The organism is Gilliamella sp. CG13, from assembly GCF_046635805.1.
Lineage (GTDB): Bacteria > Pseudomonadota > Gammaproteobacteria > Enterobacterales > Orbaceae > Gilliamella > Gilliamella apicola_I.
In genome coordinates, this window is sequence record NZ_JBIDFM010000006.1 from 18,121 (window position 1) to 34,025 (window position 15,905).

General features: G+C 37.9%; 12 protein-coding genes. 4 read left to right on the top strand and 8 right to left on the bottom strand.

Features of this window, described 5'->3' with window-relative positions; all coding sequences use genetic code 11:
* Positions 1-9: 9 nt before the first annotated feature.
* The 8 genes from rpoC to pgk all read right to left on the bottom strand — a co-directional run bounded on the left by rpoC (position 10) and on the right by pgk (position 13,379).
* Entirely contained in the window at positions 10-4,227 is a 4,218-nt protein-coding gene (gene rpoC / locus ACGH6R_RS08985; protein ID WP_294825694.1) for a DNA-directed RNA polymerase subunit beta', read from the bottom strand.
* A 91-nt stretch (positions 4,228-4,318) separates the two neighbouring features.
* Complete coding sequence (gene rpoB, locus ACGH6R_RS08990) at positions 4,319-8,347, bottom strand: DNA-directed RNA polymerase subunit beta (protein ID WP_065559746.1); 4,029 nt, start codon at positions 8,345-8,347, stop codon at positions 4,319-4,321.
* A 245-nt stretch (positions 8,348-8,592) separates the two neighbouring features.
* Positions 8,593-8,961, bottom strand: a complete 369-nt coding sequence (gene rplL, locus ACGH6R_RS08995) for a 50S ribosomal protein L7/L12 (RefSeq protein WP_065559747.1) — start codon at positions 8,959-8,961, stop codon at positions 8,593-8,595.
* A 58-nt stretch (positions 8,962-9,019) separates the two neighbouring features.
* Positions 9,020-9,517 carry a 50S ribosomal protein L10 gene (gene rplJ, locus ACGH6R_RS09000; RefSeq protein ID WP_025316516.1) on the bottom strand — a complete coding sequence of 166 codons (498 nt, stop codon included), beginning with the start codon at positions 9,515-9,517 and terminating at the stop codon, positions 9,020-9,022.
* A gap of 234 nt (positions 9,518-9,751) precedes the next feature.
* The gene (gene rplA, locus ACGH6R_RS09005; RefSeq protein WP_065559748.1) at positions 9,752-10,453 is read right to left on the bottom strand and encodes a 50S ribosomal protein L1; all 702 of its coding nucleotides are present in this window, start codon (positions 10,451-10,453) and stop codon (positions 9,752-9,754) included.
* Positions 10,454-10,456: 3 nt separating this feature from the next.
* Positions 10,457-10,885, bottom strand: coding sequence for a 50S ribosomal protein L11 (gene rplK / locus ACGH6R_RS09010; protein WP_065559749.1), 429 nt, complete (start codon positions 10,883-10,885; stop codon positions 10,457-10,459).
* Positions 10,886-11,061: 176 nt separating this feature from the next.
* Positions 11,062-12,141, bottom strand: coding sequence for a class II fructose-bisphosphate aldolase (fbaA, locus tag ACGH6R_RS09015; protein ID WP_065559750.1), 1,080 nt, complete (start codon positions 12,139-12,141; stop codon positions 11,062-11,064).
* Positions 12,142-12,215: 74 nt separating this feature from the next.
* Positions 12,216-13,379, bottom strand: a complete 1,164-nt coding sequence (gene pgk / locus ACGH6R_RS09020) for a phosphoglycerate kinase (protein WP_065559751.1) — start codon at positions 13,377-13,379, stop codon at positions 12,216-12,218.
* A gap of 229 nt (positions 13,380-13,608) precedes the next feature.
* Here pgk and rpsT point away from each other — a divergent pair, with 229 nt between their 5' ends.
* The 4 genes from rpsT to dtd are packed head-to-tail and all read left to right on the top strand — an operon-like array spanning position 13,609 to position 15,868.
* A complete protein-coding gene (rpsT, locus tag ACGH6R_RS09025) occupies positions 13,609-13,872 on the top strand; it encodes a 30S ribosomal protein S20 (RefSeq protein WP_025316521.1) in 264 nt (87 codons plus the stop codon).
* Positions 13,873-13,906: 34 nt separating this feature from the next.
* Positions 13,907-14,575 (top strand): SPOR domain-containing protein, encoded by a 669-nt coding sequence (locus ACGH6R_RS09030; RefSeq protein WP_411597366.1) that lies wholly within the window; start codon positions 13,907-13,909, stop codon positions 14,573-14,575.
* An 8-nt stretch (positions 14,576-14,583) separates the two neighbouring features.
* Complete coding sequence (locus ACGH6R_RS09035) at positions 14,584-15,426, top strand: virulence factor BrkB family protein (protein ID WP_267352147.1); 843 nt, start codon at positions 14,584-14,586, stop codon at positions 15,424-15,426.
* A 7-nt stretch (positions 15,427-15,433) separates the two neighbouring features.
* Positions 15,434-15,868: a D-aminoacyl-tRNA deacylase gene (gene dtd, locus ACGH6R_RS09040; protein WP_267360798.1), complete on the top strand. Its 435-nt coding sequence runs from the start codon at positions 15,434-15,436 to the stop codon at positions 15,866-15,868.
* Positions 15,869-15,905: the final 37 nt, after the last annotated feature.

A 15,905-nucleotide genomic window follows, 5' to 3' on the forward strand; every position in this document is an offset into this window, starting at 1 on the left:
TCCTACTGACTATTGGTTTTCTTCTGCAGAATTAAGTAACTCAGCTAAGTTAGCTGTTGCTTCTTCAGCAGAAATTGTTGTTTGAATATCATCACTTGATGGTACTGCACGTTTACGTAAACGCTCTTTATGGTAAGCATAACCAGTACCAGCCGGAATCAATCGACCAACAATGACGTTTTCTTTTAAGCCACGTAATTCGTCGTTTTTACCAGCAACTGCTGCTTCGGTTAATACGCGAGTCGTTTCTTGGAACGATGCCGCAGAAATAAACGATTCAGTTGTTAATGATGCTTTAGTAATACCAAGTAGATCGTGTAAATAAACAATTGGTTCTTTACCTTGTGCTTCAAGTTCACGATTAATAATTTTCAAGCGTGAAACTTCAAGTTGTTCACCGTCAAGTAGACGAGAACCACCCGGATGAATAACCGTTGCTTTACGCAGCATCTGACGAACGATAACTTCAATGTGCTTATCATTGATTTTTACACCTTGCAGGCGATAAACTTCTTGAACTTCGTTAACAATGTAACGTGTTACCGCATTTACGCCACGTAGACGTAAGATATCATGTGCTGATTCAGGACCATCCGAAATCACATCACCACGTCCAACTTGTTCGCCTTCAAATACGTTAAGTTGACGCCATTTAGGAATCATCTCTTCATATGGTTCACTGCCATCTAATGGCGTGATGATCAAGCGACGTTTACCTTTGGTCTCTTTACCAAACGAAATAATACCATCAATTTCAGCAAGAATAGCTGATTCTTTCGGTTTACGAGCTTCAAATAAGTCAGCTACGCGTGGTAAACCACCGGTAATATCTTTAGTCCCTACAGAGGCTTGTGGAATACGTGCAAGTGTATCACCCACATTGATTTCTGCACCATCTTCTAATTGAACTAATGCTTTACCTGGTAAGAAGTATTGTGCAAGCATTTCAGTACCTGCAACATAGATATCTTTACCTTTAGCATCAACAATCTTGATTGCTGGACGTAAATCTTTACCTACACCTGTTCGCTCAGCGACATCTAAAATAACAATCGATGATAAACCTGTTAATTCGTCGGTTTGACGGGTAATCGTTTGACCATCAACCATATCAACAAATTTAACAAAGCCTTTCGCTTCAGAGATAACTGGCATTGTATGCGGATCCCAGTTAGCAACTGTTTCACCAGCATCGACTGCTGCGCCATTACCTTTTGTTAAAATCGAACCATAAGGAACTTTGTAAGTCTCTTTCATTCGACCTAAATCATCGATAATCGTTAACTCAGCATTACGTGATGTAATAACCAATTTCTTGTCTGGGTTAGTCACAAATTTAGCATTAGTTAATTTAATACTACCTTTGTTTTTAACTTGAACACTTGATTCTGCTGCCGCTCTTGATGCCGCACCACCGATATGGAACGTACGCATGGTTAACTGTGTACCTGGCTCACCGATTGATTGAGCTGCGATAACACCGATTGCTTCACCTTTATTCACCAAGTGACCACGTGCTAAGTCACGACCATAACATTTCGCACAAACACCAAAATCAGTATCACACGAAACAACAGAACGAACTTTAACACTATCAACCGATTCAGCTTCTAGTAAATCACAATAGCTTTCATCAAGTAATGTGTTACGTGGAATCAATATATCGGCACTGCCTGGTTTTAACACATCTTCAGCCGTTACACGACCTAATACACGTTCACGAAGTGGCTCTTTAACATCTCCACCTTCGATAACCGGTGTCATCACTACGCCTTCTAATGTGCCACAATCGTCTTCAATAACAACTAAATCTTGTGCAACATCAACTAAACGACGAGTCAAATAACCAGAGTTCGCCGTTTTTAACGCTGTATCAGCAAGACCTTTACGAGCACCATGGGTAGAAATAAAGTACTGAAGTACGTTTAATCCTTCACGGAAGTTTGCTGTAATTGGTGTTTCGATAATAGAGCCGTCCGGTTTTGCCATCAAACCACGCATACCTGCTAACTGACGAATCTGTGCTGCAGAACCCCGCGCACCTGAGTCGGCCATCATATAAATACTGTTGAAAGAAGATTGTACTTCTTCTTTACCTTCACGATTAATCACTTTTTCAGTTGATAAGTTATCCATCATGGCTTTTGCAACACGTTCATTGGCTGCTGCCCAGATATCGATAACTTTATTATAACGTTCACCTGCTGTGACTAAACCTGATTGGAATTGCTCTTGAATTTCAGCGACTTCAATTTCAGCTTCGTTGATGATTTGTAATTTCTTAGCCGGAATTTCCATATCATCAATACCAACTGAAACACCAGAACGTGCAGCATAAGCAAAACCGGTATACATCACTTGGTCAGCCAAAATTACGGTTTCTTTCATACCGAGTTGACGATAGCAAATATTCAAAATACGTGAAATTGCTTTTTTGCCAAGTGGTTGGTTAATCACTGAGTAACTCATCCCTTTTGGCATAATCAACCATAAAATAGCACGTCCAACAGTAGTATCAATAACTGACGTTGTTTCTTCCCACTCACCAACACTATTACGTTGGCTTTCAGTGATACGCACTTTAACTTTAGCATGTAGCTCAACAAGACCTAAACGATACAGTTTTTCTGCTTCTTTAGGACCGGTTAAAATCATGCCTTCACCTTTCGCATTGACTTTATCACGAGTCATATAGTAAAGACCTAATACCACGTCCTGTGAAGGAACAATAATAGGCTCACCACTCGCAGGCGAAAGAATGTTGTTGGTTGACATCATTAACGCACGCGCTTCTAATTGCGCTTCTAACGTTAATGGTACGTGAACCGCCATTTGGTCACCATCGAAGTCAGCATTGAATGCCGCACAAACTAATGGATGTAACTGAATCGCTTTACCTTCAATTAAGATAGGTTCAAATGCTTGAATACCCAATCTGTGAAGTGTTGGTGCACGGTTTAGTAATACTGGATGTTCACGGATAACTTCATCTAAGATATCCCAAACAATCGCATCTTCACGTTCAACCATTTTCTTCGCAGCTTTGATGGTTGTTGCATAGCCACGACGCTCTAATTTACCGTAGATAAATGGTTTGAAAAGCTCAAGTGCCATTTTTTTCGGTAAACCACATTGGTGTAAACGCAAGTATGGTCCCACTGTAATTACAGAACGACCTGAGTAGTCAACACGTTTACCTAATAGGTTTTGACGGAAACGACCTTGCTTACCTTTAATCATATCGGCAAGTGATTTTAATGGACGTTTGTTTGAACCGGTAATAGCACGACCACGGCGACCATTATCTAATAATGCGTCGACAGATTCTTGTAACATACGTTTTTCATTACGTACAATAATATCTGGCGCAGCTAAGTCTAATAAACGTTTTAAACGGTTATTACGGTTGATCACTCGACGATAAAGATCATTCAAATCTGATGTTGCAAAACGTCCGCCATCAAGTGGTACTAATGGACGTAAATCTGGTGGCAACACAGGCAATACGTTTAAGATCATCCATTCAGGTTTATTTTCTGATTGAATGAATGCTTCAATAATCTTAATGCGTTTAGTGATTTTCTTCCGTTTTGTTTCAGAGTTTGTTGTTGAAAGTTCGTCACGTAGTGCTTCACATTCCGCTTGTACATCAATATTACGCAACAACTCTTGGATAGCTTCGGCACCCATGCGAGCATCGAATTCATCACCAAACTCTTCTAACGCATCTAAATATTGCTCTTCTGTTAAGATTTGACCACGCTCTAAGTTGGTCATACCACCATCAAGAACCATAAATGATTCAAAATAAAGAACACGTTCGATATCACGAAGTGGCATATCTAACAATAAACCAATACGAGATGGTAATGATTTTAAAAACCAGATGTGTGCAGTTGGCGATGCAAGTTCAATATGCCCCATACGCTCACGACGTACTTTCGCTTGAGTTACTTCAACGCCACATTTTTCACAGATCACACCACGGTGTTTTAAACGTTTATATTTTCCACATAAACATTCATAGTCTTTAACTGGTCCAAAAATACGCGCACAAAACAATCCATCACGCTCAGGTTTGAACGTTCGATAGTTGATTGTTTCAGGTTTTTTAACTTCACCAAAAGACCATGAACGAATCATATCAGGAGAGGCAAGACCTATCTTGATAGCATCAAAATCTTCTGTTTTTGTCTGTGCTTTTAGAAACTTTAGTAAGTCTTTCACAATTGGCTCCTATGGAGTTAAACCAATTAGATAACTTATTATCGCTAATAAGTTATCCCTATAAATAGAAATCATTTTTAGTGAGTGAAGATTACTCTTCATCTAACTCGATATTAATACCTAACGAACGAATCTCTTTTAACAATACATTAAATGATTCTGGAATCGCCGGTTCCATACGATGATCACCATCTACAATATTTTTATACATCTTAGTACGGCCGTTTACGTCATCTGATTTAACCGTTAGCATTTCTTGTAGTGTGTAAGCAGCACCATAAGCTTCAAGTGCCCATACTTCCATCTCACCGAAACGCTGACCACCAAATTGAGCTTTACCACCCAATGGCTGTTGAGTAACCAGACTATATGAACCTGTAGAACGTGCATGCATCTTATCATCAACTAAGTGATTTAATTTCAGCATGTACATATAACCTACCGTTACCGGACGTTCAAACTGTTCACCTGTACGACCATCATATAATGTAATTTGACCTGAAGTCGGCAAATCACCCAATTCTAGTAATGACTTGATTTCTTGCTCTTTTGCACCATCAAACACTGGTGTAGCAAGTGGCATACCATTACGTAAATTTTGTGCCAATGTCATCACTTCTTGATCGGTAAATTCTGCAACATTAACTTTTTGTGCAGCACCTAAACCAAGATCGTATGCTTTTTGGATAAACTCACGTAATTTAGCAAGTTCTTGCTGTTCTTTAAGCATTGTGTCAATTTTTTGACCAATACCTTTAGCCGCCATACCTAAGTGGGTTTCTAGGATCTGTCCAATGTTCATACGAGACGGAACCCCTAGTGGGTTTAGCACGATATCAACTGGACGACCTTTGTCATCATATGGCATATCTTCAATTGGATTAATCTTAGAGATAACCCCTTTGTTACCATGACGACCCGCCATTTTATCACCAGGCTGAATTTGACGTTTAACCGCTAAGTAAACTTTAACAATTTTGAGCACACCAGGTTGTAAATCATCACCTTGGGTAATCTTCATGCGTTTAGCTTCAAGCTTTTTGTTAAACTCAAGTTTAATTTCTTCGTGCTGTTCAGCAAGTTGCTCTAACTGTGCTTGTTTGCTTTCGTTTGAAATACCGATTGTTAACCATTTTTCTCGTGGTAAGGCATCTAATTTATCAGCTTTAATACCACCTGAAATTAACACATCACGAATACGCGCAAATAAAGCTGCTTCTAAGATTTTAAGCTCTTCAGTTAAATCTTTTCTTGCTTGTTTAAGTTGCATCTCTTCAATTTCAAGTGCACGTTTATCTTTTTGTACACCATCACGAGTGAAGACTTGGACATCAATAACCGTACCAGAAACACCATTTGGTACACGTAAAGACGTATCTTTAACATCAGATGCTTTTTCACCGAAAATTGCACGTAGTAATTTTTCTTCTGGTGTTAATTGTGTTTCACCTTTAGGCGTCACTTTACCAACAAGAATATCACCACCTTTCACTTCAGCACCAATATAAACAATACCTGATTCATCTAATTTAGAAAGCGCAGCTTCACCCACATTTGGAATATCAGCTGTGATTTCTTCAGCACCTAATTTAGTATCACGAGATACACAAGATAACTCTTGGATATGGATCGAGGTGAAACGATCATCTTGTACCACTTTTTCAGAAACTAAAATAGAATCCTCAAAGTTATAACCATTCCATGGCATAAATGCCACACGCATGTTTTGACCTAGTGCGAGTTCACCTAAATCAGTTGATGGACCATCTGCAAGTACATCACCACGTTCAACTTTTTCGCCTAATTCCACACATGGAATTTGATTGATACAAGTATTTTGGTTAGAACGGGTATATTTAGTTAAGTTATAAATATCAATCCCTGTTTCACCTGCATACATTTCATCGGCATTGACATTGACTACGATACGTGACGCATCAACATATTGAACAGTACCACCACGACGAGCAACGGCTGTTACACCTGAGTCAACAGCTACCGCACGTTCCATACCAGTACCAACAAATGGTTTTTCCGCTTTTAATGTCGGAACTGCTTGACGTTGCATGTTTGCACCCATCAAAGCACGGTTCGCATCGTCATGTTCCAAGAATGGAATTAATGACGCACCAACCGACACGATTTGTTGTGTTGAAACGTCCATATAATGAACTTGTTCAGGACTATATAAGCCTGATTCACCATTTAAACGACAAGTCACTAAATCTTCTTTAAAGCGACCTTCTTCATCAAGGTTTGAGTTCGCCTGTGCAATAACAAATTCACTTTCGTCAATTGCTGATAAATAATTAATTTCATCAGTCACAACACCGTCAATCACTCGACGATATGGTGTTTCTAAGAAACCATACTCATTAGTACGAGAATAGACCGCTAACGAGTTAATCAAACCGATGTTTGGACCTTCAGGCGTTTCAATCGGACATACGCGACCATAATGAGTTGGATGTACGTCACGGACTTCAAAGCCTGCTCGCTCACGAGTTAAACCACCCGGACCTAATGCAGAAATACGACGTTTATGCGTAATTTCAGATAATGGATTGTTTTGATCCATAAACTGAGATAACTGGCTAGAACCAAAGAACTCACGGATTGCCGCTGAAATTGGTTTAGCATTAATCATATCTTGTGGCATTAATGAATCAAGATCACCTAAAGATAAACGCTCTTTTACGGCTCTTTCAACACGCACTAAACCAATACGGAATTGGTTTTCTGCCATTTCACCAACGCTACGAATACGACGATTACCTAAGTGGTCGATATCATCAACATCACCATGACCATTACGAATACTGATTAATTTCTTCATAACGTCAACGATATCATCTTTAGTTAAGACGCTTTGACCTTCGATATCATCACGACCTAAAGAACGATTAAATTTCATTCGACCAACAGCTGATAAATCATAACGTTCATCAGAGAAGAATAAGTTGTCAAATAACGCTTCTGCAGCTTCTTTTGTAGGTGGCTCACCTGGTCGCATCATGCGATAAATTTCAACTAATGCACCTAAACGATCGCGTGTTGAATCAACATTTAATGTTTCAGAGATAAACGCACCATGATCAAGATCATTGGTGAATAATGTTTCAATTTTTTTGTAGCCTGCATTCGTTAATTCTAATAACAATTCTAAAGAAATTGGTGTATTAGCGAATGCAATGACTTCACCTGTCGCGTCATTAACATAGTTTTTAGCAAGCACTTTATTAACGATGTATTCAACAGGTACATCAATTTTGCTTACTTTATCTTTTTCTAATTCACGAATATGACGTGCAGTAATACGGCGACCTTTTTCAGCGTACACTTTACCTTTTGATTCAATATCAAATAAGGCTGTTTCACCACGTAAACGCTCTGGGACTAAATCCATTTTTAATTTAGATTTGCCAACTTCAAAAATGGTCTTCTCAAAGAAGATATTTAAAATTTCTTCTGTTTCATAACCTAATGCGCGCAAAATAATTGTTGCTGGAAGTTTACGACGACGGTCAATACGAGCAAAAAGATTGTCTTTTGGATCAAATTCGAAATCAAGCCAAGAGCCACGATAAGGAATAATCCGAGCATTATATAAAACTTTACCAGAAGAGTGTGTTTTACCTTTATCACTATCAAAGAACACACCTGGACTACGATGTAATTGTGAAACGATTACCCGTTCGGTACCATTGATTACAAATGTTCCATTGTCCGTCATTAAAGGAATTTCGCCCATGTAGACGTCTTGCTCTTTAATATCTTTTACAGTTCCTTCTGGTGCATCTTTATCATAAATAACTAAACGTAATTTTACGCGCAACGGTGCTGAGTAAGTGATCCCTCTAATTTGACATTCTTTTACATCAAACACAGGTTCGCCCATCTTAAAGCTCACGTATTGTAACTCAGCATTACCACTATAACTTTTTATCGGAAATATTGAACGAAAAGCGGCTTCTAAACCATACTGACCTTCTGGATCTTGCTCAATAAATTTCTGGAACGAATCAAGTTGAATAGAAAGAAGATACGGTATATCCAAGACTTGTGGACGCTTACCAAAATTCTTACGAATTCGTTTTTTCTCGGTATAAGAGTAAACCATTAGTTCCTCAACTTGCTTATCTGCTATTTTAGCATGATTAAATATTCATCAGGAGCACTTCAATCGAATAATAACGCCTGACACCTCATCGAAAATATCTATAAATATCAATTGATTAGGCTTAATAAATATACTATTTCTTTATTGCTTTTTATTGATAGTCTTCAAATAAAATTCTTCGACTTTTTACAGCGCAAAAAGGCTGGAGGTAAAACCCCCAGCCATTTAGCTTGCTATCGATTAACTTATTTAAGTTCGACAGCTGCACCAGATTCTTCAAGTGCCTTTTTAAGTTCTTCAGCATCAGCTTTGCTAACACCTTCTTTAACTGTTGCAGGAGCTGATTCAACAAGATCTTTAGCTTCTTTTAAGCCTAAACCAGTTGCACCACGAACTGCTTTGATAACAGCTACTTTATTTGCACCAACATCTTTTAAGATTACATCAAATTCAGTTTTCTCTTCAGCTGCTTCAGCTGGACCTGCTGCTGCAACTGCAACTGCTGCTGCTGCAGAAACACCGAATTTTTCTTCCATCATAGATACTAGTTCAACAACGTCCATTACAGACATTTCAGCAACTGCATCTAAAATTTGTTCTTTAGTGATAGACATAATATAGTTTCCCAAATTTACAATTTTTAATTAATAAAATTCGTCATCATACTGCTAATTAAGCAGCTTCTTTTTGATCACGAACAGCTGCAAGAGTACGAACCAATTTGCCTGCTGCGGCTTCTTTCATGGTTGACATCAAGCGAGCTAATGCTTCTTCATAAGTAGGTAATGTTGCTAAGCGATCAATGTTCGCTGCAGTAATTAACTCCCCTTCAAAGGCTGCGGCTTTAATCTCAAATTTATCGTTTTCTTTTGCAAACGCTTTAAAAATACGCGCAGCAGCACCTGGGTGCTCGTTTGAAAACGCAATTAGAGTAGGACCAACAAACGTATCTTTTAAACACTCATATTGAGTGCCCTCTACAACACGGCGTAATAGCGTATTACGAACAACACGCATATAAACACCCGCTTCACGAGCAGATTTACGTAATGCAGTCATTTTTTCTACAGTTACGCCACGAGAATCGGCAACAACTGCAGATAGCGCACCTTTGGCGATTTCATTAACTTCAGCAACAATTTCTTGTTTATTTTGAAGATTTAGTGCCATTGGTTTTGCTCCTGGATTAAAACTAGGCAAAGCCTAGACTTATTTAAACTAACTATAACAATATAGTTAGCACAACCACGATGAGCAGAATTCCTGTATTATATCTTATCAGGTTCTGTCACCGTCTACGTAGGAAAATTAAGTAATTAAACGTCAATTACACCTACGGTCTTGGACGGGGTCTGGTTAAGGCCAGACACCAACCGATTTTTTTGTTTAATTAATAATGATTAATTAAACAGATGCATTCAATGTTGTTTGATCGATAGCAACACCAGCGCCCATAGTAGTAGAAAGACTTACTTTCTTCACAAAGACACCTTTAGAGGATGCTGGTTTTGCACGTTTTAACGCAACAAGTAATGCTTCTAAATTTTCTTTAAGTTTAGCTGCATCAAAATCAGCTTTACCGATAGTAGTATGGATAATACCATTTTTATCGTTACGGTAACGGATTTGACCTGCTTTCGCATTTTTTACTGCTTCAGCAACGTTAGGCGTTACAGTACCTACTTTAGGGTTTGGCATTAAACCACGTGGTCCTAAAATTTGACCTAATTGACCAACTACACGCATAGCGTCTGGCGATGCGATAACAACATCAAAATTCATTTCGCCTTTTTTGATTTGATCCGCAAGATCGTCCATACCAACTAATTCAGCACCCGCTTCTTTAGCTGCTTCTGCATTTGCACCTTGTGTAAACACAGCTACACGAACGCTACGACCAGTACCATGTGGCAATACAATTGCACCACGAACATTTTGGTCTGATTTACGTGAATCAATACCTAAATTTACAGCAACATCAACGCTTTCAGTAAATTTAGCAGTCGCAAGCTCTTTTAATAAAGCAATTGCTTCGTTGATTTCATATTGTTTAGTTGCATTCACTTTTTCGCGGATAAGTTTAGCTTTCTTAGATAATTTAGCCATCGATTAACCCTCCACTTCCAAGCCCATTGAACGAGCGGTTCCTTCAATAGAACGCATCATTGATTCAATGGTAGCACCATTCATATCTGCAGCTTTTAATTCAGCGATTTCGCGAATTTGAGCACTCGTTACTTTACCTACTTTTTTCTTGTTAGGCTCACCTGAACCAGACTTGATTTTAGCAGCTTTCTTCAATAGTACTGCCGCAGGAGGAGTCTTAGTAACAAAGGTGAATGAACGGTCTGAATAGACTGAAATAACAACTGGAATAGGTAGACCTTTTTCCATGCTTTCTGTTTTCGCATTAAATGCTTTACAGAATTCCATGATATTAACACCATGTTGACCAAGTGCTGGACCAACTGGTGGACTAGGATTTGCTGCACCAGCTGCAACTTGCAACTTGATGTAAGCCTGTACTTTTTTTGCCATTTTTTGGTTTCCTTCTCTCGGGTGCAAACGCTTCTATTATATAAATAGACAGCTCCCCTAAGTTAAATGAGGGCAGAATTATCCTACAATTGATATACAAATGCAAGATTTATTTTATGAACAATTAATACAAAGTAGGCGATTCCCCCACTTTGTATTAAAAATGAAAACGTTAATTAAAGTACGTTAACAGCGTTAAGTTCTTTAAATGCAAGTTCTAAACGAGCAACTAAAGAATCTTGACCTTTACGTAACCAAACACGTGGATCATAGTATTTTTTGTTTGGCGCATCAGGTCCTTCAGGATTACCTAATTGACCTTGTAAATAAGCTTCATTAGCTTTGTAGTAATCTAAAATACCCGCCCAGTTAGCCCATTGAGTATCGGTATCGATATTCATTTTGATAACACCATAACTAACTGCTTCTGCAATTTCTTCAGGTGTTGAGCCTGAACCACCATGGAATACAAAATTCAGTGATTTTTCAGGTAAGTTGAATTTTTCTGATACGTATTTTTGTGAGTTATCTAAAATTTTTGGTGTTAATTTAACATTACCTGGTTTATATACACCATGCACGTTACCAAATGATGCAGCGATAGTGAAACGAGGACTAATTTCGCTTAAACGCTCATAAGCATAAGCGACATCTTCAGGTTGAGTATAAAGTGCTGAACTGTCCATATGGCTATTATCCACACCATCTTCTTCACCACCAGTACAACCTAATTCTAGCTCTAATGTCATTTTCATTGCAGACATACGAGCAAGATACTGACAACAAATATCAATGTTATCTTTTAATGTTTCTTCTGACAGGTCGATCATATGTGAAGAAAATAGTGGTTTACCGGTTTTAGCAAAGTGAGTTTCACCAGCATCAAGTAAGCCATCAACCCATGGAAGTAATTTTCTTGCACAGTGGTCAGTGTGAACAATCACTGGCACACCATATTTTTCAGCCATTAAATGAACATGTTTTGCACCAGAAATAGCACCTAGTACTGCACATTCTTGTCCTTCTAATTTAAGACCTTTACCAGCGATGAACTGTGCACCACCATTTGAGAATTGAACAATAACAGGAGAACCTACTTTTGCCGCTGTTTCAATTACCGCATTAATTGTGTTGGTATCAACACAGTTAACTGCTGGTAAAGCAAAGTTATTTTCACGAGCGATTTGAAATACTTTTTGAACATCATCACCAGTTACAACACCGGGTTTAACGACATCAGAAATCTTTGTAGCCATTTTATTACCTATGATTTAATTATTATAAAAAATAAAGGATGAGTAATCATCTCATCCTTTTTACTGAATCTATATTATGCTTTTGCTCTCGCTTCTAACATTGCAACAGCAGGAAGTTTTTTACCTTCAACAAACTCAAGGAAGGCACCTCCACCAGTTGAGATGTAAGAAATTTTATCTTCAATTCCAAATAAGTCAATTGCAGCTAACGTATCACCACCACCAGCAATTGAAAAACCTTCACTATCAGCAATTGCTTTAGCAACAATTTCAGTCCCACGACGGAAATTAGGGAATTCAAATACACCAACTGGACCATTCCATAATATGGTTTTCGCTTTTTTAATAATATCAGCTAATGCTTCAGCTGATTTATCACCTAAATCAAGAATTTGTTCATTTTCTTTAACATCAGAAACAGATTTTTCTGTAGCCGTTGCTGTTTCACTGAATTCAGTCGCAACACGCACATCAGTTGGAACAGGAATATGGCAGTTAGCCATCAATTTTTTCGCTTCCGGGATTAAATCTGCTTCATATAGTGATTTACCTACATTATAACCTTCAGCCGCAATGAAAGTATTAGCAATACCGCCACCGACAATAATTTGATCAGCGATTTTTGAAAGCGAATCAAGTACAGTAAGTTTAGTTGATACTTTAGAACCCGCAACAATCGCAACCATTGGACGAGCTGGGTTATCAAGTGCTTTTCCTAATGCATCAAGTTCCGCAGCTAATAAAGGACCAGCACATGCGATAGGTGCAAATTTACCCACACCATGCGTTGAAGCTTGAGCACGGTGAGCTGTTCCAAATGCATCCATTACATAGATATCACAAAGTGCGGCATACTTTTTAGATAACGTTTCATCATCTTTACCTTCACCCACATTGAAGCGTACATTTTCAAGAACCACTAATTCGCCTTCTTTAACATCTACACCATCAAGGTAATCTTTAACAAGACGGACAGGAAATGAAACATGTTCTTTTAAGTAATCAACGACTGGTTGCAATGAGAATTCAGGGTTATATTCTCCTTCTGTTGGACGACCAATGTGAGAAGTCACCATCACTTTAGCGCCTTTTTTGATTGCTTCTTCAATTGTCGGTAATGATGCCTTGATACGTGCATCAGAAGTGACTTTACCATTTTTGACTGGTACATTAAGATCTGAACGAATAAATAAACGTTTCCCTTTTAGATCAAGATCTTGCATTCTAATAACAGACATGAGACTTCCTCTTAATAAAAAAATATAAATAAAAATAAACTTCACGTATTCTAACATAAAAATTCTTTTTAGGTTATAGCGATTATTGTTCAAATAGTAAACGTTTGTCATCAATGTGTAATTTATAAATTGCAAATTTTTTATGTAACAGCATTGACAACTGGCAGAAAATCAGGCATATTTTGCCGCCTTATTAATATGTAATTTTATTTAAACTTGGGAGTTGACTTTGGCTAATATCAAATCAGCTAAAAAACGTGCGGTTCAATCCGAAAAACGCCGTAAACATAATGCTAGTAACCGTTCAATGATGCGTACTTATATCAAGAAAGTTTACGCAGCTGTTGCAGCTGGTGATAAACAAACAGCTGAAGTAGCATTCAAAGACATGCAAGCAGTTGTTGACCGTCAAGCGGCTCGTGGCTTAATCCACAAAAATAAAGCTGCACGTCATAAAGCAAATTTAATTAAACAGATTAAAGCATTGGCTTAATGCCCGAATCTGTTAACTATTGTAGTTAAAGAAAATGCTAAAAAGTGGTGTAAGCCACTTTTTTTATTTGTATAATAATCAGTTATTCCATATCAATAAAAAAAGAATAAGAGAGTATATTGTGGTTCAGCGTGATTATGTGAGAAGAAAAAGTCGACCGAAAAAAAACAAATCAAGCTTTATGCCAAAATTTATGATATTTATGGCAATTGTTCTTATTGTCTTATTTTCCGCCATTCTCTATTTAATTACCAATAATAAACCTAACAAACCCGTTGAACAACCAAAAGTCAAAACGCCTCCACCTGCCGTTACCTTACCAGAGCAACCTCAGGAACGTTGGACATACCTTAAAGCGCTAGAAACACCCAATGCCAGTTCAAACGCAACATCGAATTCAGTTGCAAGCGAACGGCAACAAATTTTAGACAGTTTTGCGAATAACACCAATACACGATCGAATACCAATCAAACCTCATCGACAACAACGAAATGGACATTACAATGTGGTGCTTTTAAGGAAAAAGCCAATGCGGACACCCTAAAAGCTCAACTTGCTATGACAGGTATAAATGGTAATATTTCTTCTGGTCAGTTATATCGCGTTACAGCTGGGCCCTATACTAGCAAAAGCGAAGCTGATAAAGCGTTGAACTCATTAAAAAATAGTGGGATCAATAATTGTATTCTTTCTAACAAATAGAAAAAACCATGAAAACATTTCAGCAGATAACGTTGTTCTTAAAAATGTTGTGGGCTAAAATCAATCAAGATCAGTTGACCACATCCTCTGCCAGCCTTGCCTATACCACAATACTGGCACTTGTTCCGCTTATTACTGTTATTTTTTCATTATTATCCGCTTTTCCAATGTTTGATGAAATTAGCTTATCGCTAAAACAGCTCATTTACAGTAATCTCGTGCCTACCGCAAGTGATACCATTCAAAATTACTTAGAACAATTTATCACCAATACTAAAAAGATGACGGTAGTGGGTATAGTTGGATTAATCGTTACCTCATTATTGCTTATTAACTCAATTAATAGTGCCCTTAATCATATTTGGAGAACAAAACGCAAACGCTCATTTATGTATAATCTAACTATGTACTGGACAATATTGACTTTGGGGCCTATTTTAGCGGGCTCAAGTGTAGCGGTCAGTTCATATATATTTTCGTTAAACTGGTTATCAACTGGAGCAACGGGGAATATTATGCTGAGTAGTTTACCGTTTATTATTTCTGTCGTTGGATTTTGGTTACTTTACAGTATTATCCCTACTGAATCCGTTCCTTTTAAAGAGTCATTCATTGGTGCGATTGTTGCAGCAATATTGTTTGAAATAGGTAAACGTGCCTTTGCGTTTTATGTAAGTTCATTTCCAACTTATCAGTTAATCTATGGCGTAGTATCTTCTATTCCAATCATGCTTGTTTGGATTTACTGTTCTTGGTGTATTGTCTTATTTGGCGCTGAATTTGCAGCAACCTTAACCGAATTTAACCGCCCTAAAAAACGAATATCGGATAACCAAGCTCAAGCGGAGTAATATTTTTATGATTGCCTTAATCCAACGTGTTAAACAAGCTTCTGTCACTGTTGAAGATCAGATTATTGGAAAAATTAATCATGGTTTGTTGATATTACTCGGTGTCGAGCAAGATGATGATGAACAAAAAGCAATTCGATTATGTGAAAAAGTTCTTGGCTACCGTATTTTTAGTGACAGTGACGGTAAGATGAACCTTAATGTTAATCAAGCTCAAGGTGAAGTTCTTGTTGTATCCCAATTTACTTTAGTTGCAGATACCCAAAAAGGAATGCGTCCAAGCTTTACCAAAGGGGCTAAACCAGAAGATGCCAATAGACTGTATCAATTCTTTGTTGAGCAATGCCAAAAGAATATTAAGACGCAAACTGGTCAGTTTGCAGCAGATATGCAAGTATCATTAATTAATGATGGTCCAGTAACCTTCTGGCTTCAGGTTTAGTCATTTGACGGATCATAGGCTTATGCAGAAATAGTTT